This window comes from Streptomyces sp. CRCS-T-1 (assembly GCF_024442335.1).
GTDB lineage: Bacteria > Actinomycetota > Actinomycetes > Streptomycetales > Streptomycetaceae > Streptomyces > Streptomyces koelreuteriae.
Map to the genome: position 1 here is coordinate 6,198,483 of NZ_CP101651.1, position 24,239 is coordinate 6,222,721.

Sequence of the window (24,239 nt, forward strand, 5' to 3'; positions counted from 1 at the left end):
CCCCCCCCGCTGCGGGCATGCGTGCCGCTAGGGGCGGCACGGGTGGGCGCAGCGGCACCCCGCTACGCCGGGCTGCGCACCCACCTGCCCCAGCCCAAGGCGGCCCGCACGGCTCACCCCCGCAGCACCACAACCTGCCCCGCCACCACCAACAGCACCTGCTCACACTGCTCAGCGAACCCCGCGTTCAGCCGCCCGAGTTCATCCCGATACCGCCGCCCCGACGCGGTCGCCGGCACAATCCCCGACCCCACCTCGTTCGACACGGCGACAACAGCCCGCCGACTCGAACGCACCGCTTCCGTCAACTCCCGCACCCGCTCCCGCAACGCCTTCTCCCCCCGCTCCGCCCACACCGCGTCGTCCCACGCCCCGACGGAGTCCATCGCGTCCGTCAGCCACAACGACAGACAGTCGACCAGCAGCGGCGGCCCCTCCTCCGCCAGCAACGGCACCAGATCGCAGGTCTCCACCGTCCGCCACGACCCCGGCCGCCGCTCCCGATGCGCGGCCACCCGCACCGACCACTCGGTGTCCCCGTTGCGCGACCCGCCCGTCGCCACGTACAGCACGTCGGGAAAGGCCTCCAGCCGCCGCTCGGCCTCCACGGACTTGCCCGACCGCGCCCCGCCCAGCACCAGCGTGCGCCGAGGTACGTCCGGCACGTCCTCGTACGCCCCCACCGCCAGCGTCGCCCCGTCCGGCACCGCCCGCGCCCCGGCCGCCGCGAGCCGCCGCCCGAGTTCGGGGCCCGGCGGCACGTCATGGTCCAGATGGACGGCGACCACATCGGTCGTCGGCCCCACCGCCCCCACGGCCCGCAGTTTCGCCAACGCGTCCGGCCGCCCTCCGACATCCGCGAGCACCATGTCGTACGGCTCGGAGAGCTCCGCCAGCCCCGCCGGCGCCCCGCCCGGCGGCAGATACAGCAGCCGCTGCCCCTCCGGCCCGGTCACCGCGTACCCCGTGCCCGGCGCGTCCATCGCCACCGCCCGCACCCGGTGCCCCGTCAGCAGCGTCAACTCCTGCCCGTCCGGCACCCGTCCGGGCTGCGGCACCCCGGCCGGCACCTCGACCGCGGGCCCGTCATGCGGATGCGACAACAGCACCTGCCGCACACCGGTCAGCGAACGCCCCGCCCGAGCCGCCGCGAACGCCGCACCGGGCGTCAGATCAAGCAACAACGCCCCGTCCAGCAGCAACGCGGTAGCCGCCCGAGAATCCGGCCCAAGAGCCGCCGAACAATTAGCACAGGGACAGTCGGGCCGGGGAAGCCCCGCAGGAGCGCCAGTACCGAGCAGAGTAAGTTCCACGCCCCCGATTCTCACCCGTGACCATGGGTCATGCGTGACGGAGACGCCCCAAGGGGCGCGGGGAACTGCGCGACCAGCCCAATACGACCCGCACACACCCAAGAACCCGCACTCCCGCAACGCTTATAACGCCCCACCCAGCGGAACGCTTACGCTCGGGGACAGGAGCCGGACCAAGATCCGGCTCCTGCTGTGCAAGGTGCTCACACATGGGAGGCGTACATGGCGGCATGGACGTGGCGGTTCGAGAAGACCGACGGGACTGAGGTCCAGCCCGCGGTGCCGCCGGAGGACTTCCCCACCCAGGGGGACGCCGAGTCCTGGATCGGCGAGCACTGGAAGGCCCTGCAGGAGGGCGGTGCCGACCAGGTGCGTCTGTTCGAGGACGCCACGGAGATCTACGGCCCGATGAGTCTGCACGCGGCCGAGGCGTGAGCCCGGGGCGGGGGCCGAAGGCCCTCGCCCACCCCCTCTTCCATGGCCCCGGGGGCGTCAGCCCCGCACACCGCACAGGTGCAGCAGCGCCGCCACCCCGCGGTACGGATCCGTCCGCCCGGCCTTCTCCTCCACCGCGAGCAGCGTCCGGGCGTCACCCGGGACCTCCGCGTCGTCCGCCGCCGAGTCGGTGAACACGCTCACCCCGTACCAGGCGTGCAGCGGCGCCCCGATGCCCGCGAGCGTGGACGTCAGATCCTTCAGCCGGTCGGCCCGTACGTCGAGCCCCAGCCGGTTGCGGTAGGCGGTCGTGTCGAAGGCGGTCAGCGCGTCGGCCCACGCGCCGGACAGCCCCGGCCGCAGGGCGAGCGCGTCCCCGTTGCGCACGAGCAGGGACAGCAGTCCGCCGTGCGCGAGCATCCGGGCGAGACCCGCCAGCAGCGGGTCGGGCTCCTCGACGTGCATGAGCACGCCATGACACAGGACCACGTCGAAGGCGCCCGGCAGGAAGTGCACACCGGTGTCCCGGCCGTCGCCCTCGATGATCCGCATCCGCTTCCGGATGCCCTCGGGTTCCCCCGCGAGGGACTCCCGGGCCACGGCGACCATCCTCGGGTCCTGCTCCAGACCGGTCACCTGGTGCCCGGCCCGGGCCAGCCGCAGCGCCTGCGTGCCTCGGCCCATGCCCACGTCGAGCACCCGCAGCCGCTGCCCGACCGGGAACCGCCCGGATATCTGTTCGTCCAGCTGCCGGGCGACCAGCTCCTGCCGGACCACATCGCGCAACCCGCCCGGCCCGGTCACCGGGGCTTTCGCCGCGCTCTCGGAAAACGGCGTCGTGGTCAGGGCCGCTCTCCGCGCTTGACCTGCGGCTTCGGCAGCCGGAGCCGGCGCATCTGGAGGGAGCGCATCAGGGCGTAGGCGACCGCGCCCCGCTTGTTCTCGCCGGCGAACCGCTCGGCGAGCTGCTTCTTCAGGCGGAAGGCGGAGAGGAACGAGTCGAGCACGATCAGCACGATCACCACGAGCCACAGCAGCAGCGCGATGTTCTGCAGCGCGGGCACGCGCACCATGCTCAGCACGAGGATGACCACGGCCATCGGCAGGAAGAACTCCGCGATGTTGAACCGCGAGTCGACGAAGTCGCGCGCGAACCGGCGGACCGGTCCCTTGTCGCGGGCGGGCAGATACCGCTCGTCGCCGCTGGCCAGCGCCTGACGCTGGCGCTCCATCGCGGTACGGCGCTCCGCGCGCTGTCGCTTGGCGGCCTCCTTGCGCGTCGTCGACGTGTTGGCCACGCTGCGGCGCTGCGACTGGGCCGCACTGCGCTTGGGCGTGGGGCGGCCCTTGCGGGCCTCGGGGTGACGGGGCTGACTGGAGTCGGTCTCCGGCGCCTTCACGGCGTCCTGGGCCTTCTCATCCTTCGCACGGCTACGGAACACAAAACCCAAGGGTAAGGGCTTCCGGGCATGGACCCCAGTCCCGTGGGGAACGATCCGGCAACACCAGTCGTCTGTATGGGGACAGAGGGGACGATGTGTACGGCTCCGGTCGTTTCCCGGGATGTATGCCTCCGGTAACCCGGGGATCACCTACTCCCTACGCCGGAGCGGTGCCGTCCACAGTCGTCCTTGGGGATGAGCGCATCCGTCCCCGAACAGTGCGGTAATGGATGCAGGGCCCGTACTGTGGGTTCTGTCGCAGGAGCTGGAGCCGGTTCGGTCAGAAGGGGGCGCGCGAAGCCCATGAGCGGTGTCATGAAGCGTATGGGGATGATCTTCCGCGCGAAGGCGAACAAGGCCCTTGACCGGGCCGAGGACCCGCGCGAGACCCTCGATTACTCGTACCAGAAGCAGCTGGAGCTCCTCCAGAAGGTGCGCCGCGGCGTCGCCGACGTGGCGACCAGCCGCAAGCGCCTGGAACTGCAGCTCGCCCAGCTGAACAAGCAGTCCTCCACGCTGGAGGACCAGGGCCGCAAGGCGCTCGCGCTGGGCCGTGAGGACCTGGCCCGTGAGGCGCTGTCCCGCCGGGCCGCCCTCCAGCAGCAGGTGACCGACCTGGAGACCCAGCACGCGACGCTGCAGGGCGAGGAGGAGAAGCTCACTCTCGCGGCCCAGCGGCTCCAGGCCAAGGTCGACGCCTTCCGTACGAAGAAGGAGACGATCAAGGCGACGTACACGGCGGCCCAGGCGCAGACCCGGATCGGCGAGGCCTTCTCCGGCATCTCGGAGGAGATGGGCGACGTCGGCCTGGCGATCCAGCGCGCCGAGGACAAGACGGCCCAGCTCCAGGCCCGCGCCGGCGCGATCGACGAACTGCTCGCCTCCGGGGCGCTGGACGACCCCTCCGGCATGCACAAGGACGACATCCAGGCCGAGCTGGACCGGCTCTCCGGTGGTACGGATGTAGAGCTGGAACTGCAGCGGATGAAGCAGGAGCTGGCCGGGGGCCCCGCCGCCGACCAGCAGGCCATCGAAGGTGGCACGAGCCAGTCGCAGCAGCAGGACCGGCAGCAGTCGCAGGACACCCCGCGCTTCGACAAGCAGTAGGGGCCCACGCCTAGGAGGGCGACATGATCGTACGGATCATGGGGGAGGGCCAGGTGAGGCTGGCCGACGGCCACCTCACCGAGCTGAACAAGCTGGACGACGAGCTCCTGGCGGAAATGGAGAACGGCGACGGTCCGGCCTTCCGCCGCACCCTCCAGGCCCTGCTGACCAGAGTCCGCGACCTCGGCGACCCCCTCCCGGACGACTCTCTGGAGCCATCCGAACTGATCCTCCCGTCCCCCGACGCGACCCTGGAGGAGGTCCGGGACTTCCTGAGCGACGACGGCCTGATCCCCGGCTGATTGCTTAGCTGCGGGCATGCGTGCCGCAAGGGGCGGCACGGGTGGGCGCAGCGGCACCCCGCGCCGCCGGGTTGCGGACCCACCCGACCCGAGCCCCGACGCCGAGCACCTCACACCCGGCCCCCATACCCCCGCACACCCCGCCCAGCTACCGTAAACAGCCGTGAGCACACTCGCGCGGGTCAGAGTCCAAGCCAAGGCACACCCCCTGGCCGTGGACGCCGTCCTGGCCACCGCAGTCCTGGCCTGCATGGTCGCCGGCTCCTTCGTGGAGCCCAGGCACCGCGACACCGTCAATTGGGCCCTGCGCACCCCCGACCCCCTCAGCCTCGTCCTCATGGTCCTCGGCGCCGCCGCGCTGGTCTTCCGCCGCCGCGCCCCCATGACGGTCCTGGCCCTCACCGGCACGGTCTCCGTCGTGGAGTCCGTCACCGGCGACCCCCGCACCCCCGTCGCCATGTCGGCCGTCATCGCCCTGTACACCGTCGCCTCCACCACCGACCGCCCCACCACCTGGCGGGTCGGCCTGCTCACCACGACCGTGCTGACCGGCACCGCCATGGCCGCCGGCACCCTGCCCTGGTACGCCCAGGAGAACCTCGGCATCGTGGCCTGGGCCGGCATCGGCGCCACCGCCGGCGACGCCGTCCGCAGCCGCCGCGCCTTCATCCAGGCCATCCGGGAACGCGCGGAACGCGCGGAACGCACCCGCGAGGAGGAGGCCCGCCGCCGGGTCGCCGAGGAACGCCTGCGCATCGCCCGGGATCTGCACGACGTCGTCGCCCACCACATCGCCCTGGTCAACGTCCAGGCCGGCGTCGCCGCCCACGTCATGGACAAACGCCCCGACCAGGCCAAGGAAGCGCTCGCGCACGTCCGGGAGGCCAGCCGCTCCGCCCTCAACGAGCTGCGGGCCACCGTCGGCCTGCTCCGGCAGTCCGGCGACCCGGAGGCCCCCACCGAACCCGCCCCCGGCCTGGACCGCCTCGACGAACTCGCCGGCACCTTCCGCAACGCCGGACAGCGCATCGAGGTGGCCCGCACCGACCAGGGCACCGCCCTGCCCGCGGCCGTAGACCTGGCCGCCTACCGGATCATCCAGGAGGCCCTGACGAACGTGCAGAAGCACGCCGGGTCGCACGCCAAGGCCGAGGTGAGCGTCGTACGGGTCGGACCGAACATCGAGATCACCGTGCTCGACGACGGCAGCGGCGAGGACGCGGACCCGGGCAACGGCGGCGGGCACGGCCTGCTCGGCATGCGGGAGCGCGTCACCGCCCTGCGCGGCACCCTCACCACCGGTCCCCGCTACGGCGGCGGCTTCCGCGTCCATGCGATCCTGCCCGTCAAGAACCGCACACCGACCGGGGAGGACCCCGCATGACCATCCGTGTCCTGCTCGCCGACGACCAGACGCTGCTGCGCAGCGCCTTCCGAGTGCTCGTCGACTCCGAGCCCGACATGGAGGTGGTGGGGGAGGCGTCCGACGGCGCGGAAGCGGTGCGGATGACCAAGGAACTGCACGCCGACGTCGTCCTCATGGACATCCGGATGCCCGGCACCGACGGTCTCGCCGCGACCCGCATGATCAGCGCCGACCCCGAACTGGGCGACGTCCGCGTGGTCATCCTGACGACGTTCGAGGTCGACGACTACGTCGTGCAGTCACTGCGCGCCGGGGCCTCCGGCTTCCTCGGCAAGGGCTCCGAGCCCGAGGAGCTGCTGACCGCCATCCGGACCGCCGCGGGCGGCCAGGCCCTGCTGTCCCCGGCGGCCACCACGGGCCTCATCGCCCGCTTCCTCGCCCAGGACCCGGCCGACGACGGCGAGCGCGACCCGGCCCGCGCCGAGCGGCTCGACTCGCTGACCGGACGGGAGCGCGAAGTGCTCGTCCAGGTCGCCGGCGGGCACTCCAACGACGAGATCGCCGAGCGTCTGGAGGTCAGCCCGCTGACGGTGAAGACGCACGTCAACCGGGCCATGGCCAAGCTGGGCGCCCGGGACAGGGCCCAGCTCGTGGTCACTGCGTACGAGTCCGGACTGGTCCGTCCAAGGGTGGAGTGAGCCCGACCCGGGTGTACTGCGCCCGGAGTATGCGCGGCATAAGGAAATGGACCTGGGGCCTACGAATCCGGGGTCCTCCATGGCTCAGGGTGTTAGGGCGGGTGCTCATCTGCGCGCTCGCTGCCGCTTCTGCCGCTAACAGAAGAGAGACCCTCACCCATGTCCTGGCTGTCGAAATTCAGCCTCGCGCAACGGGCCCTGATCGGGCTGATGTCGATCATCGCGCTCGTCTTCGGGGCGATCGCGATACCCCAGCTCAAGCAGCAGCTCCTGCCCACCATCGAACTGCCCATGGTGTCCGTGCTGGCGCCGTATCAGGGCGCGTCCCCGGACGTGGTCGAGAAGCAGGTCGTCGAACCCATCGAGGACAACCTCGAAGCCGTCGACGGCATCAGCGGCGTCACCTCCACCGCCAGCGAGGGCAACGCCGTGATCATGGCGTCCTTCGACTACGGCAACGACACCAAGCAGCTCGTCGCCGACGTCCAGCAGGCCGTCAACCGGGCCCGCGTCCAGCTCCCGGACGACGTCGACCCGCAGATCGTCGCCGGTTCCACGGACGACATGCCGACCGTCGTCCTCGCCGTCAGCTCCGAGCGGGACCAGCAGGCCCTGGCCGACCAGCTCGACAAGACCGTCGTACCGGACCTCAAGGACATCGACGGCGTCGGCCAGGTCACCGTCGACGGTGTGCGGGACCTCCAGGTCGCCGTCACCCCCGACAACGCGGGGCTCGCGAAGGCGGGTCTCACCCCGCAGTCCCTCATGGAGGCGCTCCAGGCGGGCGGCGCGACCGTCCCGGCCGGCTCCTTCGACGAGGACGGCGCCAACCGCACGGTCCAGGTCGGCGGCGGCTTCACCTCGCTGAAGCAGATCCAGGACCTGATGGTCACGGGCGAGCCCGGCAAGGGCAAGCCGGTGCGCCTCGGCGACGTCGCCGCGGTGAAGCAGCAGGAGGCCCCGGCCGACTCCATCACCCGCACCGACGGCAAGCCCAGCCTCTCCGTCGCCGTCACCATGGACCGCGACGGCAGCGCGGTCGCCATCTCCGAGGCCGTCCAGGACAAGCTCCCGGACCTGCGCAAGGACCTCGGCTCCGGCGCCGACCTCACGGTCGTCAGCGACCAGGGCCCCGCGGTCTCCAAGTCCATCAAGGGCCTGACCACCGAGGGCGCGCTCGGTCTGCTCTTCGCGGTCCTGGTGATCCTGGTCTTCCTGGCCTCGATCCGCTCCACCCTCGTGACGGCGGTGTCCATCCCGCTGTCGGTCGTCCTCGCCCTGATCGTGCTGTGGACGCGCGACCTGTCGCTGAACGTCCTGACGCTGGGCGCCCTGACGATCGCCATCGGCCGCGTCGTCGACGACTCGATCGTGGTCCTGGAGAACATCAAGCGGCACCTCGGCTACGGCGAGGAGCGCAACTCGGCGATCCTCCAGGCCGTCCGTGAGGTCGCCGGCGCGGTGACGTCCTCGACGCTCACCACGGTCGCGGTGTTCCTGCCGATCGGCCTGGTCGGCGGCATGGTGGGCGAGCTGTTCGGCTCGTTCAGCCTGACGGTGACCGCCGCCCTGCTGGCGTCCCTTCTCGTCTCCCTGACGGTCGTCCCGGTCCTGTCGTACTGGTTCCTGCGTCCCCCGAAGGGCACCCCCGAGGACGCCGACGAGGCACGCCGGATCGCCGAGGAGAAGGAGGCCAAGAGCCGCCTCCAGCGCATCTACGTCCCGGTCCTGCGCTTCGCGACGCGCCGCCGCCTCACCAGCGTGGCCATCGCGATCGTCGTCCTGATCGGCACGTTCGGCATGGCGCCCCTGCTGAAGACGAACTTCTTCGACCAGGGCGAGCAGGAGGTCCTCAACGTCAAGCAGGAGCTGAAGCCCGGCACCAGCCTCGCGGCGACCGACGCCCAGGCCGAGAAGGTCGAGCGGCTGCTCGCCGACACCAAGGGCGTCAAGGACTACCAGGTCACCATCGGTTCCTCCGGCTTCATGGCCGCCTTCGGCGGCGGCACGGACTCCAACCAGGCCTCGTACCAGGTGATGCTGGACGACTCCGTGCCGTTCGAGGACGTCCAGGACGACATCGAGAAGGGTCTGGCCGGTCTCAAGGGCATCGGCACGACCACCATCGCCGCCGGTGACGGCTTCGGCAGCCAGGACCTCAGCGTCGTGGTGAAGGCCGCCGACTCCGAGGTCCTGCGCAAGGCGTCCGAGCAGGTCCGCAAGACGGTCGCCGAGCTCGACGACGTCACGGACGTCACCAGCGACCTGGCGCAGAGCGTGCCGCGCATCTCGGTGAAGGCCAACGACAAGGCGGCCGCGGCCGGCTTCAACGACCAGACCCTCGGCGCCGCCGTCGCGCAGGCGATCCGCGGCACCAACGCGGCCAAGGCCACCCTCGACGACAGCGAGCGCGACGTCGTCATCCGCTCGGCGAAGCCCGCACAGACCCTGAAGCAGCTTCAGGACCTGCGCCTCGGCGCGGTGAAGCTCGGCGACATCGCCACGGTGAAGCAGATCGACGGCCCGGTCTCCATGACCCGGATCGACGGCCAGCGCGCGGCCACCATCTCCGCGAAGCCGACCGGCGACAACACCGGCGCGGTGAGCACCAAGCTCCAGTCCGAGATCAGCGCGCTGAAGCTCCCGGAGGGCGCCACGGCGTCGATCGGCGGTGTCTCCGAGGACCAGGACGAGGCGTTCGCCAACCTGGGCCTGGCCATGCTGGCGGCTATCGCGATCGTCTTCATGCTGCTGGTCAGCACCTTCAAGTCCCTGGTCCAGCCGCTGATCCTGCTCGTCTCCATCCCGTTCGCCGCCACCGGCGCCATCGGCCTCCTGGTGGCCACCGGCACCCCGATGGGCGTCCCCGCCATGATCGGCATGCTCATGCTGATCGGCATCGTGGTGACCAACGCGATCGTCCTGATCGACCTGATCAACCAGTACCGCAAGCAGGGCTACGGCGTCGTCGAGGCCGTCATCGAGGGCGGCCGGCACCGACTGCGCCCGATCCTCATGACCGCCCTGGCGACGATCTTCGCCCTGCTCCCCATGGCCCTCGGCATCACCGGCGAGGGCGGCTTCATCGCCCAGCCGCTGGCCGTGGTCGTGATCGGCGGCCTGGTGACGTCGACCCTCCTCACCCTCCTCCTCGTCCCGACGCTGTACGCGATGTTCGAACTCCGCAAGGAGCGCCGGGCGAAGAAGCGGGCAGCGAAGAAGGGCCTCCCGGCCCAGCGCTCGGAGACGGCGGAGGAGCCGGAGCCGGCGCAGGTCTGACAGCAGTAGGTATGGCGAGGGGCGCCCCGTGGCTCATGGTCACGGGGCGCCCCCTTCGACTTCAGCCCTTGAGGGACGTGACGAACGTGTCCCAGGCGGTGGCCGGGACGACGAGTGCGGGGCCGTGGGGGTTCTTGCTGTCGCGGACGGGGACGACGCCGGGGAAGTCCTCGGTGATCTCGACGCAGTCGCCCCCGTTGGTGTTGCTGTAGCTGCTCCGGCGCCAGCGGGCGGAGTTCAGTTCGGGGGTGTGTCGCATGGCTTGTGGTCCTCCATCGCCTGTCGGATCAGCTCCGCCGAAGCGGCCGGAGGGAGGGCGTTGGCGCGCAGCACCTCGTACTGCCGTCGCCATTCCTTCACCGAGGTTCGGTCCTCGTAGAGATGCCCGACCCGGATTCCCTCTTCGTAGGCCATGGCGGAGCCGTTGGGAAGGGTCAGCAGAGTCAGGGTGCCGCCCATCAACGAGTACGGGCCGGAACTGAAGGGCAGCACCTGGACCTTGCTGTCCGGAGTATCCACCTGTTCGAGCAACCGGGCCAGTTGCTTGTGCATGCACTCTGCGCTGCCGACGCTTCGCCGGAGAACCGCCTCGTCGATGATCGCCCAGCGCAGGGGACGCTCGGCCGAGCGCAGCCGGTCCTGCCGGGAGAGTCGGGCGTTGACTCGCTCGTCCACCTGCTCCGGAGTCAGGGCCTCCTGCACGCTGAGCAGCGCGCGGGCGTACTCCTTGGTCTGCAACAGCCCTGGCACCGCCTGCGCTACGAAGTTCTCGACGACCTCCGCCTGCGCCTCGAAGTCCATGAACCGCCGGTACTGATCCGGATGCGCCTCCCGCTTGGCCAGTTCGTACAGCCCGTGGAAGTGCTTGTCCGTGCCGAACGCCGCGTCCAGCCGGTCGGGAAGGTCCGGGGGAGGCATCAACTCGGCGGTCTCGATGCGGGCGAGGGTGCTCTTGCTGGAGTTCACGATGCCCGCGAGCTGTACGAGGGAGAGCCTCGCGGCCTCACGGTGACGGCGCTGCTCGGCGCCGAAGTAGTGGCGCGCGGAGAGGTACGGGGTGAGGGTCTGTGGCTTGAACGCCATGGTCTGGCCTCTCTGTAGCCGTTGAGGTTGCTATGGATGTCCCGTTCTCGGTCCCGGGACGCGGCGCTCCTGTCGAGGACGTATGCCGCAGCGCGACGATGGAGGCACACACGGTAATCACCGGTGTTCACGCCTGTCAGCGGAACGGGTTCGAAAGGAGCGGCGGATGATGCGCGACGGAACGGGTGCGCCCCTGAGACTGCTGCCATGGACCACTCCGGACGGACGCCCGTGCTACCTCAGCACGGACGACGACGGCAGCCGGCTCTCCCGCATGGCCGACGAGTTGGAGGCCGAACTGCTCGACTCGGCCGCGTACGTCCTCACCGCGGCCAGGTCGCTCCTCGGTGAACCTGCGGTGGGCGGCAGGGAGTTGAGGTTTGCGGGTGAACGACTCGCCGAGGCGCTCACGGACGCGCTGCGGATCGCGGCGAGCCGGGGCGCGCGGCTGTCGGGCGAATGAGCCCGGTGGTTGGTCAGAACTGTGGGGGCGGCGGGCGGAAGCGCGGTTTGCGCAGGTGGGCGCCGGACTGCTGGTAGCGGAGGCTGAGCGGTTCCCGTCGGGGTACGGAGCGTGCCTCCGGACCGATGAGGAAGTGTGCCTCGGGGATGCGCCCATCGCCGGTGTGCAGCGTCGGCAGGCTCGTGCAACCGGCCAGGTCCAGCATCATGCGAGCGGTCCCGTGGGCCTTGGCCACGGACTCGCCCGCGGCGAGATTGCGGTGGACGACCCGTGCATAGCCGCGTGCGTGAACGTCGGCGACCTCGGCCTGCCAGCCGATGACGGCGGGAACGGCGTCGCTTAACTCCTTGGCAAGGTGGGCGGTCCAGCACGCGTTCAGGACGAGCAGATGAAGGCCGTTGGCGGTGGCAGCGGTGACACAGCGACGCAGGCCGTCCAGGGCGACCGGTGCCTCACCGCCGTCGTCGGTGACGAACCGGGGGCCGCTGTCGGGTGTACCCCTCCCCGCGAAGTGGAGTACCTGGGGTGTGGTGTCGGCCAGGTACTGGGTCAGGTCGTCCCAGCGGGCGGCTGGGAGGGTGTCCAGCCGGACGGTGTGGCCGTAGCGGGAGTACGTGATGCTCTGCTGGATGTCGCGGTGCTCCTCCAGCACGTTGGGCGCGTTCGGGAGAGCGGGGGCGGCTGCCAGGACCAGGCAGACCACGTACACCGGTGTCATGGACGGGTCTGGGTAAGGGCTTGCACCAGGCGAAACCAGTGAGCGGTGTGCTGCGGGTCGGGGGAGCGGGTGGCGAGGGCCGCCAGTTCGGAGGTGAGCCGGTTGCGGGTCTCCGGGTCTGCTTCGGACGCCGCCTCGGCGAGGGCGTCCAGGTCCAGGGACTCCGGGTCGCCGGCGAGGAGGAGGGCGGCTTGGTGGTGGGTGGCGGAGGAGAACGCGTCGTTGAAGACCGAGCCTTCGATGGCGGCGCCGTACGCGAGTGCCTGGGCGTCACCGTCGTTCAGAGCACGGAGAACATGCCGCTGGAGGGCGCCTCGGTCCTGGACGCACTGGAACGCGGTGTCGATGTCCTCAGAGCGGGCGATGCGCAGGAGAGCCGGGTGAACCGCGACGCCAGGGGTGACGTCGTCGGTTTCGGTGAGGGCCTTCTCTGCGGACTCGTTGAGGAGGACTTCGCTGTTCTCCTGGAAGAAGCGCTTCGAGTCGTCCCAGCCCTCGCACTCCAACCAGCCTGAGAGCGTGTCCCGGAGGATCAGGGCCGAGAAGACGGCGTCCATGCCTTCGGAGAGGACCAGTTCCCTGATGCGCTGGTGCTGCTCGGCGACCGGCCAAGCGAGCGCGAACTCCGCCAATGCTGTCGCGGCTTCGTCAGCGCCGAGGGCGTCGGCGTGACGTGACCAGAAGGTCCGGCTGTCCGTCCAGGTGGGCGTGTTCGCCCACTCGACGACCAGGTTCAGAGTGTCCTCCGAGAGCGACAGCCAGTCCGGGGTGGCGGTGTCTGTCTCCTGCCGCCACGTGTGCTCCAGAGACTCGCGACTGTCACGGGATGTGTGGGCCTGGGCCCGGATCATTTGTCTGGCGTGCAGGACGATCTCACCTGGTTGCTCGGCCGTTTCGTCGTTGACGATGCGGATGAGTCCCAGCAGACCGAACGCGCGCGTGGGCTCGGGACGTCCGAGCTGGAAGGCCGCACGCTCGTACTCGATCGTGCGTGCGGCGGCCGGGTGGGCCTGAGCGAGCCCGGCGGCTGTGTCCGTGTAGGCCTGGATGGCGGCTGGTTCGTCTCCGGTCTCGGCCAGGCGGTTGGCGAGGTTGTTGAGTGCCATGGCGAGGTCGGGGAGGTAGGCGGCGGGGTTGGTGTGGGTGAGTTGGGTGTAGTGGCGTACGGCTTCGTGGGCGGGTTTGAGGGCGCCTTGGTGGTCTCCGGTCTGGGCTAGGTGGTTGGCGAGGTTGTTGAGTGCCATGGCGAGGTCGGGGAGGTAGGCGGCGGGGTTGGTGTGGGTGAGTTGGGTGTAGTGGCGTACGGCTTCGTGGGCGGGTTTGAGGGCGCCTTGGTGGTCTCCGGTCTGGGCTAGGTGGTTGGCGAGGTTGTTGAGTGCCATGGCGAGGTCGGGGAGGTAGGCGGCGGGGTTGGTGTGGGTGAGTTGGGTGTAGTGGCGTACGGCTTCGTGGGCGGGTTTGAGGGCGCCTTGGTGGTCTCCGGTCTGGGCCAGGGTTGCGGCGAGGTTGTTGAGTGATCCGGCGAGGTCGGGGAGGTAGGCGGCGGGGTTGGTGTGGGTGAGTTGGGTGTAGTGGCGTACGGCTTCGTGGGCGGGTTCAAGGGCAGCTTGGCGGTCTCCGGTCTCGGCCAGGCGGTTGGCGAGGTTGTTGAGTGCCATGGCGAGGTCGGGGAGGTAGGCGGCGGGGTTGGTGTGGGTGAGTTGGGTGTAGTGGCGTACGGCTTCGTGGGCGGGTTCAAGGGCGCCTTGGCGGTCTCCGGTCTCGGCCAGGCGGTTGGCGAGGTTGTTGAGTGCCATGGCGAGGTCGGGGAGGTAGGCGGCGGGGTTGGTGTGGGTGAGTTGGGTGTAGTGGCGTACGGCTTCGTGGGCGGGTTCAAGGGCGCCTTGGCGGTCTCCGGTCTGGGCTAGGTGGTTGGCGAGGTTGTTGAGTGCCGTGGCGAGGTGGGGGAGGTAGGCGGCGGGGTTGGTGTGGGCGAGTTGGCGTCGGATGCGTACGGCTTCGTGGGCGGGTTCAAGGGCAGCTTGGCGGTCTCCGGTCTCGGCCAGGCGGTTGGCGAGGTTGTTGAGTGCCGTGGCGAGGTGGGGGAGGTAGGCGGCGGGGTTGGTGTGGGTGAGTTGGGTGTAGTGGCGTACGGCTTCGTGGGCGGGTTCAAGGGCGCCTTGGCGGTCTCCGGTCTCGGCCAGGCGGTTGGCGAGGTTGTTGAGTGATCCGGCGAGGTCGGGGAGGTAGACGGCGGGGTTGGTGTGGGCGAGTTGACGTCGGATGCGTACGGCTTCGTGGGCGGGTTCAAGGGCGCCTTGGCGGTCTCCGGTCTGGGCCAGGGTTGCGGCGAGGTTGTTGAGTGCCGTGGCGAGGTGGGGGAGGTAGGCGGCGGGGTTGGTGTGGGTGAGTTGGGTGTAGTGGCGTACGGCTTCGTGGGCGGGTTCGAGGGCAGCTTGGCGGTCTCCGGTCTCGGCCAGGCGGATGGCGAGGTTGTTGAGTGATCCGGCGAGGTGGGGGAGGTAGGTGGCGGGGTTGGTGTGGGTGAGTTGGGTGTAGTGGCGTACGGCTTCGTGGGCGGGTTCGAGGGCGCCTTGGCGGTCTCCGGTCTGGGCTAGGTGGTTGGCGAGGTTGTTGAGTGCCGTGGCGAGGTGGGGGAGGTAGGCGGCGGGGTTGGTGTGGGCGAGTTGGCGTCGGATGCGTACGGCTTCGTGGGCGGGTTCGAGGGCAGCTTGGCGGTCTCCGGTCTCGGCCAGGCAGATGGCGAGGTTGTTGAGCGATCCGGCGAGGTCGGGGAGATAGCTCCTGTCCCTGTCAGCCAGGTCCCTATAGATGTCGGTTGCCTCACGAGCGAATTCTGCGGCAACCGTGTGATGAGCGTTCCCCGACAAGGCGACGGAGACCTCAAGCAGCGCCTTCCCCAGATGCGGCAGCGCGTTCTCCCGATCCCACACCACAAGGTCACGCAGCACGTCGATGCCCGGCCCCGGGACGCTGGCCCACGCAGCGTGGCGGGACAGCCAGGTCCGTACGTACGGATCGACCCGCTCCCAGCCGCCGGCCTCGGCCTGCCGCTTGAGGAGGTCCACCACCGCCCACAGCACGACCACCTCGGCGGCCGCCCCCTCGGGCCCCTCGCGCCTCCTCAGATGTGAGACGAACTCCCGGTGGTACAGCCGGTACACGGCCTGTGAGCCCGCACCGTCCTCGACGATGTAGCGGCCGTAGGCGGACAGAACCCAGTCCAGGTCGCCCTCGTCGTAGACAACCCCCTGACCGCCGAACGCCGAGGCCACCGCCTCCCAGACTCCGCCCGCGGGCATGCCCCGGCCGGCGGCGCAAGCGAGCGCCGTGAGGAGGTCCCGCGCAGCCGAGGGGAGTTCGGTGCCGTCGTCGCGTACCCGCTGGGGGCCGGAACGCAGATCCTCCTCGAACGCGGCCTCCACGGACTCGGGCAGCCCGGCGAGCAGGTCATCGGTGTCCCGGAGGCTCCCGGGCTCTTGGAGTCGTGCGACGAGGAAGCCGGTGACCAGCCGGGCGAAGAGGAACCCCCCGTCCTGTGCCGTCGCGCGGTCCGCCAGGGCCTCGGCGACCCCGGCCCCGTCGACCTCGGCGGCCTCGCAGCGCCGCCGTACGTACTCGGCGATGTCCCGCCGGGTGTCCGGCTCGGCCTCCAGGTCCACCGTCGTGACGCTGTCGCCGATGTGGCGGACCAGGGCGTCCGGCAGGGTCTCGCCCTCCTTCAGCCTGCCCCGGAAGGGCCGTTCCCGGGAGCCGACCAGCACCGGGAGCATCCGGCTCAGCGGAAAGACCAGCTCCTCGATCACGCCCTGGGTGTGCTCGGCCGGCACCTCGTCGAGACCGTCGAGGACCAGGACGGGAAGCGTCGGAAGCTCACGCAGCTCGGCTCTCAGGGCGTCCGCGTTCCTCGGCTCGCGCAACCCCAGCCGGGCGGCGAGTTCCGCGGCGGCCTGTGTCGCGTCCAGGCCCCGCAGATGCACGGCCGCGAAGGTCCGGACGTCCCGTACACCCGGGTCCGGGTCACCCTCCCGGAGGGCTCCCTGCCGCTCTGCCTCCTGTCGTTGCTCGGGGTCCGCGAGCGTCGCGACGCGTCCTAGCACCGCAGACTTGCCGCACCCGGCGGGCCCGGTGACCAGGAAGAGACCGGGAGCCGCCGCCTCCATCCACGTGATGATCTTTCCGAGTACGCGCTGCCGTCCGCTGAAGAACCAGCCTTCTTCCCGGTGCCCCACGCCGCGCGCGGCGAGCACCAGGTGCTCCACGAGGGTCGGCGCGGTCCCCGGCCGGGCGAGAGGATTGGGAAACGCCGGTCGTTCGTCGCCCGCGGTGCCACGCGCGGGCCGCTGGCCCTCCGACTCGCACCTGGTCGCCAGCGCCGTCAGCAGCTCGACCCCACTGACCAGCTCGTTGTGCGCGCTCCACGCGCTCAGGTACTCGTCCGTGCGTGGCCCCTCCCGCAGCACCGCCGCCAGTGCCCGCAGCAGCGGTCCGCCGCCGTCCGACGTCTCGTTGCGCTGGCAGCTCGCCATGCTGCCGAGCCACTTGGTCCGGCCGGGCGGAAGGGAGATCTCGGACCAGTGTTTCAGGGCGGTTTGGATGCCGTCCCCGACGCCGTCGCCCGCGTAGCAGGTGTCGACGACCACCAGGATCTGATCGGCATCCGAGGAGACGGCGTATCCGATCAGCTCTTCGGTGGACACGCCCTGCCTGCGTATCCGGACCTTCCGCGTCCCCACATGGTCGCCGGGCTTCAGATCACTGAGGACCAGCCGCAGTTCGTCGTCGGCGAGGACGCCGTGCCCCGACCAGAGGATCAACGCCGGCTTGCGGCCCCCCGAGCGCCGCCAGCCCTCGCTCCACTCCTCGACTTCCCGGTCGAAGGCCGCCCGGTCCGGGTTCCCCCCGCCCACCAGCCGCACGTCGAAGCCCAGCCCTTCGAGGAGGCCGGCGATCTCCTCCATCTGCGCCTTGACGCCCACCAGTTGAGGGAAGGTACGAGAGTCGTCGTACGACTCGCACACCACACACAGCGCGGTGGCCCTGAACTCCGGAGCCTCACTCATCCTCGGTGCCCTCTTCCCCCTCGTGCCCCATCACCAGCGTCAACGCCGTCACCGAGGCCTCCGGAGCGTGCCGTGCGCCGACCCTCAGCCGGTGGGCTCCGGGGGCGAGACCGGTGAGCGGAGCGGTGTAGCGCCCGTCGCCCCGGTTCCGCAGCGAGCGTTCGGGGCCGTCGTCCACACTCAGGGCGAGCGCCAGCTCGTCGTGCCCGGGGACGTCCCTGGGGACCGACACCTCGACCTCCGCCGCCTTGCCTGCCGCCAGCACCTCCGGCACGCGCACCCCGAGCGGCCTTGCCGCCGCGTACTCCTCCGGACCCCGGTGCACCGGCAGCTCAGGTGTGAGCCACCCCCACAGCGCCCAGCGGACGGCGGAGTTGTTCTGCAGCGAACCGTGCTGTTCCCACGGGGTGTACGCGGGTCGCCGTACGCCCGTGAGATGGGCGCTGGACAGACGGGGCACACGCCCGTCGCCGCCCTCGTCCGCGCCGCCGATGGTGAGCAGCGGCGAGAGCCGGCCGTCGTCCCCCGGCCGGGCCGTGGTCGGAGTGGGCTGCAGAACCCCGCTCACCGGCAGGTACTCCACCCCGTACGCGGCCCCCGTCCGGGACTCGTGCAACGCCGCATGGAACAGCGCCGCGTCCTTGAGCAGGGCCTCGTCGACCCCAGGGAGCCCGGTGACCTCACGCGCGTATCGGAGGTTGTCCGCGTCCGTGCCGCCACCCTCCAGACACGCGTAGTCCGGGGTGAGCTGATGCAGGGACGGCAGGCTGCGGGCGAACCGCGCCAGATTCAGCCGAAGCGGGCCGAAGCCCGGCCGCAGCCCGTTCACCAGGTACAGCAGGGCGTCCAGTGAGCCCCGGTACGGCGTCCCGAGCGTGATCACCTGCCGGGCGACCTCCGCGCCGCCGCCCATCTCGATGTACTGCCGGGTCACCAGCCCGCCCATCGAGTGGGCCACGAACACGACCCTGGCTTCCGCCCGCCCGGGTGCAGAGGCACGCCAGCGGCCGAGTTCCTCCTCCACCCGTTCGCCGAGCCGTTCGGCGTTGTACCGGCAGGAGAGCCGCCAGTCGTACGAGAAGTCCACCAGGTTCACCGGTGTGCGAGGGTCGTCGCCCGGCAGCCGCCGTCGCAGGGTGAAGTGTCGCTCCAGCCAGTCCAGCAGCCCGTTGTAGCCGTCGACGAGTGGCCCGACCCCGGGCAGGGCGTGCAGATCGGGCATCGGCCCGGCGGGCCGGACGCCGTCACCGGGGTGGCCGTCTCCCAGGTCGGACGGGAGGGCCAGCCGGGTCACGGACTTTCCGAAGGTCCTGATCCCTCGTAGCAGGGCCTTTCCCGAGAGCCCCCATAACTCGTTCCCGTCCGCGTCCGTCAGCCGGCTGCCCATGATCCCCGGAACCACGACCACGAGATCGTCGACCCGGCAGCGCTGTGTCGTCATGCCGCCCCCGAATGGTGCACGTCGTGCTGTGAGGGGTCAGCGTAATGACGGTAGAGCGGGCCGGACACGAGGAATGCGGAACTGTCCGCACGAAACATGAAATGCGCGCTGGCCTGCGTCCTGTGTCCTGCGTGAAGAAGGGGCGACGCCGGGCACGGTGCCGGTCGGCGTCACCCCTCTCGTACCCGCTACGGGCTAAGGGCTAAGGGCTACGGCAGCGCCAGCATCCGCTCCAGCGCCAGCTTCGCGAACGCCTCCGTCTCCTTGTCCACCTCGATGCGGTTGACGAGGTTGCCCTCGGCCAGGGACTCCAGGGCCCAGACCAGGTGGGGGAGGTCGATGCGGTTCATCGTGGAGCAGAAGCAGACCGTCTTGTCGAGGAAGACGATCTCCTTGTCCTCGGGTGCGAAGCGGTTCGCCAGGCGGCGGACCAGGTTCAGTTCCGTGCCGATGGCCCACTTGGAGCCGGCCGGGGCGGCCTCCAGGGCCTTGATGATGTACTCCGTCGAGCCGACGTAGTCCGCCGCGGCCACGACCTCGTGGCGGCACTCGGGGTGGACCAGGACGTTCACGCCCGGGATGCGCTCGCGTACGTCGTTCACCGAGTCGAGGCTGAAGCGGCCGTGGACCGAGCAGTGGCCGCGCCACAGGATCATCTTCGCGGCGCGCAGTTCCTCGGTCGTGAGGCCGCCGTTCGGCTTGTGCGGGTTGTAGAGGACGCAGTCCTCCAGGGACATGCCCATGTCCCGCACGGCGGTGTTGCGGCCGAGGTGCTGGTCGGGGAGGAAGAGCACTTTCTCGCCCTGCTCGAAGGCCCAGTCCAGGGCCCGTTTCGCGTTCGAGGAGGTGCAGATCGTGCCGCCGTGCTTGCCCGTGAACGCCTTGATGTCGGCGGACGAGTTCATGTACGAGACGGGCACGACCTGCTCGGCTATCCCGGCCTCGGTCAGCACGTCCCAGCACTCGGCGACCTGCTCGGCCGTCGCCATGTCGGCCATCGAGCAGCCGGCGGCCAGGTCGGGCAGGACCACCTTCTGGTCGTCGGAGGTCAGGATGTCCGCGGACTCGGCCATGAAGTGCACACCGCAGAACACGATGTACTCGGCCTCGGGGCGGGCGGCGGCGTCCTTGGCCAGCTTGAAGGAGTCACCGGTGACGTCGGCGAACTGGATGACCTCGTCGCGCTGGTAGTGGTGGCCGAGCACGAAGACCTTGTCCCCGAGCTTCTCCTTGGCCTTGCGGGCGCGCTCCACCAGGTCCGGGTCGGACGGCGAGGGCAGGTCGCCGGGGCACTCCACGCCGCGCTCGCTCCTGGGGTCGGCCTCACGGCCGAGGAGCAGCAGGGCGAGGGGCGTCGGCTGTACGTCGAGCTCCTGGGGCTGGGCGGTGGTCACGACACGCACCCTTTCTGTTCCGCGACTTTTCGTCGATATGACGCTATCTATCATAACTGCTTCACGTCACTTTGACGATGGCCATAGCGTCTGTGTGACGTGAATCCCGGTGGGCCGCCGTTCATTCCCGGGAAGACCGGGAATGAGCCGTTTTCCGGTTCCCGGCGTGTGTGCGAGCATGAAACGAAGCCGTAAATCGAGCGCCCGGCCCGGAATGAATCCGCGGCCCCGCCGGTTGGACACGTCGGCAAGCAGTCTCCGTACAACCCGGGAGAGATGTAGATGTCCGTATCGGACGAGACCACCACCGTCAGCGACGGCATCATCCTGACCGACGCCGCCGCGGACAAGGTCAAGACCCTGCTCGACCAGGAAGGCCGCGACGACCTCGCGCTGCGCGTCGCCGTCCAGCCCGGCGGCTGCTCCGGCCTGCGCTACCAGCTCTTCTTCGACGAGCGTTCCCTCGACGGCGACGTCGAGAAGGACTTCGGCGGTGTGAAGGTCGTCACGGACCGCATGAGCGCCCCGTACCTGATCGGTGCCACGATCGACTTCGTGGACACGATCGAGAAGCAGGGCTTCACGATCGACAACCCGAACGCGACCGGCTCCTGCGCCTGCGGCGACTCCTTCAGCTGAGCCCGCCGGGCCGCCACCGAGCGGCAGCGGACATGACGAAGGCGGCGGCCCCCTCCGACGGGGCCGCCGCCTTCGTGTTCGCTACCTGCCCGGGCCGGTCCTAGCGCTCCCGCGTGGGGGGAGCCGGCAGCCGCGCGCCCTCCTTGGCCAGCGGGACCGCCTTGCCGTCCGAGTCCACGACCGCACGGTCACCCAGCGGCTCGTCCAGCCGCACGGTCTCCTGGAACTTCTTCGCGACCATGATGCAGACCTTGTCCGGCCACGCGGTGGAGGTCACCTCGACCGTCACCTCGCCGCCCTTCTCGCTCGCCTTCACGTCGTAGTCGGCGCACACCCCGCCCATGAAGGTCACGGTCAGCTCGTCACCCTCGGCCCGGTAGCCGTCCACCTCGACGTCGCGCGGCGAGGGGGCCGACGTCGCCTTGTCACTCGGCTCGCTCGGCGCGGAGGACGTCAGATACTTCGGGTCGACCGCCGGGTACGTCACCGTGAACGGGTCCTTCGCCCCCGGCGCCGTCACCTCGAACAGCCAGGACGGCACCAGCGCCTGGCGCCCGTCCACGAAGTGCGAGGCCAGTCCGAACACCGCGCCCTCGACCGTGACGGAGTCCTGCTGCCCCTGCCCGGGAGAGCCGCTCGCGGATGATCCGCAGGGCTCCTCCAGCCGGTCCTTCAGCGGCACGGCGCTCGCACAGCCGCCGATGCCCATCCGGTGATCGCTCGTCGGCCGCTCCTCCATCAGCTCCAGCGCCTTCTTGGCACTGACCACGGGGTACGTGTCCCCCTCGGCCGGCGCCTTGAGCTGACCGCTGCCGCCGACGACCTCGCCCTCGGAGCCGACCGTGACCCCGGTGTTCCAGCCGTGCGTCGGCAGTCCGCCGATCTCGGGAGCGGCGTTCACCACCCGCTGGGCGCCCATGACCTGGCTCGCGTCCAGCTTCGCGGCGTCCTGCCCCAGCGCCTTCAGCACCGGCGCCGCGGCCTTCTCGGCCTCCGCCTCGCTCACCGGGCTGCCGCCGGACTGCGGAGCCGTGCAGGTGTCGGTGCCCTTGCAGTCGTCGGTGCCCGGGGCGTAGCGGTTGAACGTCCAGGCTCCCGGCGCCTGCTTGTTCACCTGGAGACTCGGCCCCGAACCGTCCTGACCGGCTCCGACCTTCCAGGCCTCGCCCTGCGTCACCGGCGTTCCCTCGACCCCGAGGGCCTTCGCCAGCCGGGCCACGTCCTCCTTGGTGACCTCGCCCTGCGCCCGGTACACCGGCGCCTCGCCGGGGCCGTCCGGCAGCGCGCCGCCGAGCTTGTAGGTGGCGCCGTAGGGGTTGGGTTCACCGGGCGCGATGCCGTTGCCCTCGCCGGAGGTCGAATCCGAGTACCCGTCGAGCGCCAGCGGCGGGGGAGTGTCGTCCCCGCCGGGCGCGCCGGACGTCTGCCCGTCGCCCGACCCACCGGCCACGTTGGTGGCGAGCCAGGCCCCGCCCCCGCCGATCAGCAGTACGGCGGCGGCGACGGAGGCGATGATCGCGGGCGTCCGGGGCCGACCGCCGCCCGGGTGGACCAGGTCCTCCTCGCTGCGGGGCAGCTCGCTGTCCGGCGTGCCGGTGTCACGGAGCGGGTCGGTGTCGTCCGGCGTCGCGGCGGCTTCTGATTCGGCCTTCGCTGCCGTGTCCGCGTCGGTGTCCGGTTCTGTTTCGGCTTCCCCTTCTGCTTCCGCTTCCGCTTCCGGGGCCGTGTCGTCCTTACGGGCCTCGGACTCACGCACCTCGGATGCCTCCGGAGCGGGAGCCTCAGGGGCCTGATCGGCGTCGGCGTCCTGCTCCGTCTCAGCGACCCCGGGCGTGTCGGCCTCACGGGGCTCGGCGGCCTCGGTCGCGTCCTGCGCGTCCGCCGAACCCCGTTCACCGTCACAGACGCCCCCGGTGTCACGGGCAGGGTCGGCGGCTCCGGCGCCGCCCGCTTCCCTGGCGTCGTCGTCGTTGTCGGGTCGCTCGGTGTTCACCGCATCGCTCCTTCGGCTGCACAGCCGTCCCATGGGACCCGGACCGGTCACTCACGGGCGGCTGGTGGGTCGTATCCCGCCTCCCCTTTACGGGGGACAGCGATGGGACGCAGCGGGGGAGCACACGGTTCCCGCGGGGGGCCGGTCAGTCCCCGTAGTCCGACATGGCGTCGAGCAGCCGGGCCGACGCCGTGGGTACGGTCACGCCGTGGATCAGGGCCGGCGAGACGGGCCGGGAGGCGATGCGGTCGGGAGCCGCCCAGTGGGGAGCCATCCGCGCCCCGTCACCCGGCAGCGAGGCGAGATCGCCTTCGAGGTCGACCGGAACGGGTACCTGGACCTTGAGGTTCGTCATAGCCGCACCGTAGGCACGCTCGAGCTCGCGGAGAAAGATCTACTATCGGGTAGTTTCGCTGCCTTCAGCGCCGGCCCGTCCACCCGATAGCGTGAAGTGTCAAGGCCCGCCTCCCTCAGGAGAATCCACGCCGTGCGCATCGCAGTCACCGGCTCCATCGCCACCGACCACCTCATGACCTTCCCCGGTCGCTTCGCCGACCAGCTCGTAGCGGACCAGCTGCACACGGTCTCGCTGTCGTTCCTGGTCGACAAGCTCGACGTCCGCCGCGGCGGCGTCGCCGCGAACATCGCGTTCGGCATGGGTCAGCTCGGCACCCGGCCGATCCTGGTCGGCGCCGCGGGCGCGGACTTCGACGAGTACCGCGCCTGGCTCGACCGGCACGGCGTCGACACCGACTCCGTCCGTATCTCCGACACGCTGCACACCGCCCGCTTCGTGTGCACGACCGACGCCGACCACAACCAGATCGGCTCCTTCTACACGGGCGCCATGAGCGAGGCCCGCCTCATCGAGCTGAAGACCGTCGCCGACCGGGTCGGCGGACTCGACCTGGTCTCCATCGGCGCGGACGACCCGGAGGCGATGCTCCGCCACACCGAGGAGTGCCGCTCCCGGTCCATCCCGTTCGCCGCCGACTTCTCCCAGCAGATCGCCCGGATGAACGGCGAGGAGATCCGCATCCTGCTGGACGGGGCGACGTACCTCTTCTCCAACGAGTACGAGAAGGGCCTCATCGAGACCAAGACCGGCTGGAGCGACTCCGAGATCCTGTCCAGGGTGGGTCACCGCGTCACCACCCTCGGCGCGCGCGGCGTCCGCATCGAGCGGGTCGGCGAGGACCCGATCGAGGTCGGCACGCCGGACGAGGAGCGCAAGGCCGACCCCACGGGCGTCGGCGACGCGTTCCGCGCGGGCTTCATGTCGGGCCTGGCGTGGGGTGTCTCCCTGGAGCGGGCCGCGCAGGTCGGCTGCATGCTGGCGACCCTCGTCATCGAGACGGTGGGGACGCAGGAGTACCAGCTGCGGCGGGGGCACTTCATGGAGCGATTCACCAAGGCGTACGGCGACGAGGCGGCGACCGAGGTTCAGGGGCATCTGGCCTGACCGTTGCCGAGTTCAGGGGCGTGGGGGCTGGTCGCGCCCAC

At 70.5% G+C, this 24,239-nt stretch carries 20 protein-coding genes; 9 read left to right on the forward strand and 11 right to left on the reverse strand.

Annotated features, from left to right (window positions below; genetic code table 11):
• Positions 1 to 113: 113 nt before the first annotated feature.
• On the reverse strand, positions 114 to 1,313 hold the full coding sequence (locus NNW99_RS28055; RefSeq protein WP_215121949.1) for a bifunctional adenosylcobinamide kinase/adenosylcobinamide-phosphate guanylyltransferase: 1,200 nt from the start codon (positions 1,311 to 1,313) through the stop codon (positions 114 to 116).
• 222 nt (positions 1,314 to 1,535) lie between these two features.
• Between NNW99_RS28055 and NNW99_RS28060 the strand changes: the two genes are divergently transcribed.
• Positions 1,536 to 1,748 carry a hypothetical protein gene (locus NNW99_RS28060; protein ID WP_189724613.1) on the forward strand — a complete coding sequence of 71 codons (213 nt, stop codon included), beginning with the start codon at positions 1,536 to 1,538 and terminating at the stop codon, positions 1,746 to 1,748.
• Positions 1,749 to 1,805: 57 nt separating this feature from the next.
• Here the strand turns inward: NNW99_RS28060 and NNW99_RS28065 are convergent, their stop codons facing one another.
• Both NNW99_RS28065 and NNW99_RS28070 read right to left on the reverse strand, forming a co-directional pair.
• A complete protein-coding gene (locus NNW99_RS28065) occupies positions 1,806 to 2,510 on the reverse strand; it encodes a bifunctional 2-polyprenyl-6-hydroxyphenol methylase/3-demethylubiquinol 3-O-methyltransferase UbiG (protein ID WP_215124495.1) in 705 nt (234 codons plus the stop codon).
• An 80-nt stretch (positions 2,511 to 2,590) separates the two neighbouring features.
• Entirely contained in the window at positions 2,591 to 3,190 is a 600-nt protein-coding gene (locus NNW99_RS28070) for a DUF3043 domain-containing protein (RefSeq protein ID WP_215121950.1), read from the reverse strand.
• Positions 3,191 to 3,493: 303 nt separating this feature from the next.
• On the opposite strand from NNW99_RS28070, the gene NNW99_RS28075 reads away from it, so the two are divergent.
• The 5 genes from NNW99_RS28075 to NNW99_RS28095 all read left to right on the forward strand — a co-directional run bounded on the left by NNW99_RS28075 (position 3,494) and on the right by NNW99_RS28095 (position 9,942).
• Positions 3,494 to 4,297, forward strand: a complete 804-nt coding sequence (locus NNW99_RS28075; protein WP_215121951.1) for a PspA/IM30 family protein — start codon at positions 3,494 to 3,496, stop codon at positions 4,295 to 4,297.
• Positions 4,298 to 4,320: 23 nt separating this feature from the next.
• Positions 4,321 to 4,599: a hypothetical protein gene (locus tag NNW99_RS28080; protein WP_215121952.1), complete on the forward strand. Its 279-nt coding sequence runs from the start codon at positions 4,321 to 4,323 to the stop codon at positions 4,597 to 4,599.
• 163 nt (positions 4,600 to 4,762) lie between these two features.
• On the forward strand, positions 4,763 to 5,983 hold the full coding sequence (locus tag NNW99_RS28085) for a sensor histidine kinase (protein ID WP_215121953.1): 1,221 nt from the start codon (positions 4,763 to 4,765) through the stop codon (positions 5,981 to 5,983).
• Positions 5,980 to 6,663, forward strand: a complete 684-nt coding sequence (locus NNW99_RS28090) for a response regulator transcription factor (protein ID WP_215121954.1) — start codon at positions 5,980 to 5,982, stop codon at positions 6,661 to 6,663. The genes NNW99_RS28085 and NNW99_RS28090 overlap by 4 nt, the downstream gene beginning before the upstream one ends.
• A 159-nt stretch (positions 6,664 to 6,822) precedes the next feature.
• Complete coding sequence (locus NNW99_RS28095) at positions 6,823 to 9,942, forward strand: efflux RND transporter permease subunit (protein ID WP_215121955.1); 3,120 nt, start codon at positions 6,823 to 6,825, stop codon at positions 9,940 to 9,942.
• A 61-nt stretch (positions 9,943 to 10,003) separates the two neighbouring features.
• On the opposite strand, the gene NNW99_RS28100 is transcribed toward NNW99_RS28095, so the two are convergent.
• Together NNW99_RS28100 and NNW99_RS28105 are read right to left on the reverse strand one after the other, a co-directional pair.
• Positions 10,004 to 10,201: a DUF397 domain-containing protein gene (locus NNW99_RS28100; protein WP_215121956.1), complete on the reverse strand. Its 198-nt coding sequence runs from the start codon at positions 10,199 to 10,201 to the stop codon at positions 10,004 to 10,006.
• The gene (locus NNW99_RS28105; protein ID WP_215121957.1) at positions 10,180 to 11,025 is read right to left on the reverse strand and encodes a helix-turn-helix transcriptional regulator; all 846 of its coding nucleotides are present in this window, start codon (positions 11,023 to 11,025) and stop codon (positions 10,180 to 10,182) included. The genes NNW99_RS28100 and NNW99_RS28105 overlap by 22 nt, the downstream gene beginning before the upstream one ends.
• Before the next feature lie 166 nt (positions 11,026 to 11,191).
• On the opposite strand from NNW99_RS28105, the gene NNW99_RS28110 reads away from it, so the two are divergent.
• Positions 11,192 to 11,488, forward strand: a complete 297-nt coding sequence (locus NNW99_RS28110; protein ID WP_215121958.1) for a hypothetical protein — start codon at positions 11,192 to 11,194, stop codon at positions 11,486 to 11,488.
• Positions 11,489 to 11,501: 13 nt separating this feature from the next.
• Here the strand turns inward: NNW99_RS28110 and NNW99_RS28115 are convergent, their stop codons facing one another.
• The 4 genes from NNW99_RS28115 to nadA all read right to left on the reverse strand — a co-directional run bounded on the left by NNW99_RS28115 (position 11,502) and on the right by nadA (position 20,104).
• Positions 11,502 to 12,206 (reverse strand): CHAT domain-containing protein, encoded by a 705-nt coding sequence (locus NNW99_RS28115; protein WP_251057967.1) that lies wholly within the window; start codon positions 12,204 to 12,206, stop codon positions 11,502 to 11,504.
• Entirely contained in the window at positions 12,203 to 17,269 is a 5,067-nt protein-coding gene (locus NNW99_RS39000; protein ID WP_215121959.1) for a tetratricopeptide repeat protein, read from the reverse strand. The genes NNW99_RS28115 and NNW99_RS39000 overlap by 4 nt, the downstream gene beginning before the upstream one ends.
• Entirely contained in the window at positions 17,262 to 18,710 is a 1,449-nt protein-coding gene (locus tag NNW99_RS28135; protein ID WP_215121960.1) for a triacylglycerol lipase, read from the reverse strand. The genes NNW99_RS39000 and NNW99_RS28135 overlap by 8 nt, the downstream gene beginning before the upstream one ends.
• Before the next feature lie 209 nt (positions 18,711 to 18,919).
• The gene (gene nadA / locus NNW99_RS28140) at positions 18,920 to 20,104 is read right to left on the reverse strand and encodes a quinolinate synthase NadA (RefSeq protein WP_215121961.1); all 1,185 of its coding nucleotides are present in this window, start codon (positions 20,102 to 20,104) and stop codon (positions 18,920 to 18,922) included.
• A 282-nt stretch (positions 20,105 to 20,386) separates the two neighbouring features.
• Here nadA and erpA point away from each other — a divergent pair, with 282 nt between their 5' ends.
• Positions 20,387 to 20,743, forward strand: coding sequence for an iron-sulfur cluster insertion protein ErpA (gene erpA, locus NNW99_RS28145; protein ID WP_215121962.1), 357 nt, complete (start codon positions 20,387 to 20,389; stop codon positions 20,741 to 20,743).
• Positions 20,744 to 20,843: 100 nt separating this feature from the next.
• Here the strand turns inward: erpA and NNW99_RS28150 are convergent, their stop codons facing one another.
• Together NNW99_RS28150 and NNW99_RS28155 are read right to left on the reverse strand one after the other, a co-directional pair.
• Complete coding sequence (locus NNW99_RS28150) at positions 20,844 to 22,736, reverse strand: hypothetical protein (RefSeq protein WP_215121963.1); 1,893 nt, start codon at positions 22,734 to 22,736, stop codon at positions 20,844 to 20,846.
• A gap of 145 nt (positions 22,737 to 22,881) precedes the next feature.
• Entirely contained in the window at positions 22,882 to 23,091 is a 210-nt protein-coding gene (locus NNW99_RS28155) for a hypothetical protein (protein WP_215121964.1), read from the reverse strand.
• A gap of 132 nt (positions 23,092 to 23,223) precedes the next feature.
• On the opposite strand from NNW99_RS28155, the gene NNW99_RS28160 reads away from it, so the two are divergent.
• Complete coding sequence (locus NNW99_RS28160) at positions 23,224 to 24,198, forward strand: carbohydrate kinase family protein (RefSeq protein WP_215121965.1); 975 nt, start codon at positions 23,224 to 23,226, stop codon at positions 24,196 to 24,198.
• Positions 24,199 to 24,239: the final 41 nt, after the last annotated feature.

Excerpts from the sequence above, each read along its gene's own strand:
- NNW99_RS28095 (WP_215121955.1), top strand. The coding sequence starts at position 6,823 with ATGTCCTGGCTGTCGAAATTCAGCCTCGCGCAACGGGCCCTGATCGGG.
- NNW99_RS28155 (WP_215121964.1), bottom strand. The coding sequence starts at position 23,091 with ATGACGAACCTCAAGGTCCAGGTACCCGTTCCGGTCGACCTCGAAGGC.
- NNW99_RS28105 (WP_215121957.1), bottom strand. The coding sequence starts at position 11,025 with ATGGCGTTCAAGCCACAGACCCTCACCCCGTACCTCTCCGCGCGCCAC.
- NNW99_RS28075 (WP_215121951.1), top strand. The coding sequence starts at position 3,494 with ATGAGCGGTGTCATGAAGCGTATGGGGATGATCTTCCGCGCGAAGGCG.
- NNW99_RS28135 (WP_215121960.1), bottom strand. The coding sequence starts at position 18,710 with ATGACGACACAGCGCTGCCGGGTCGACGATCTCGTGGTCGTGGTTCCG.
- erpA (WP_215121962.1), top strand. The coding sequence starts at position 20,387 with ATGTCCGTATCGGACGAGACCACCACCGTCAGCGACGGCATCATCCTG.
- NNW99_RS28080 (WP_215121952.1), top strand. The coding sequence starts at position 4,321 with ATGATCGTACGGATCATGGGGGAGGGCCAGGTGAGGCTGGCCGACGGC.
- NNW99_RS39000 (WP_215121959.1), bottom strand. The coding sequence starts at position 17,269 with ATGAGTGAGGCTCCGGAGTTCAGGGCCACCGCGCTGTGTGTGGTGTGC.
- NNW99_RS28115 (WP_251057967.1), bottom strand. The coding sequence starts at position 12,206 with ATGACACCGGTGTACGTGGTCTGCCTGGTCCTGGCAGCCGCCCCCGCT.
- NNW99_RS28100 (WP_215121956.1), bottom strand. The coding sequence starts at position 10,201 with ATGCGACACACCCCCGAACTGAACTCCGCCCGCTGGCGCCGGAGCAGC.
- NNW99_RS28060 (WP_189724613.1), top strand. The coding sequence starts at position 1,536 with ATGGCGGCATGGACGTGGCGGTTCGAGAAGACCGACGGGACTGAGGTC.
- NNW99_RS28090 (WP_215121954.1), top strand. The coding sequence starts at position 5,980 with ATGACCATCCGTGTCCTGCTCGCCGACGACCAGACGCTGCTGCGCAGC.
- NNW99_RS28110 (WP_215121958.1), top strand. The coding sequence starts at position 11,192 with ATGATGCGCGACGGAACGGGTGCGCCCCTGAGACTGCTGCCATGGACC.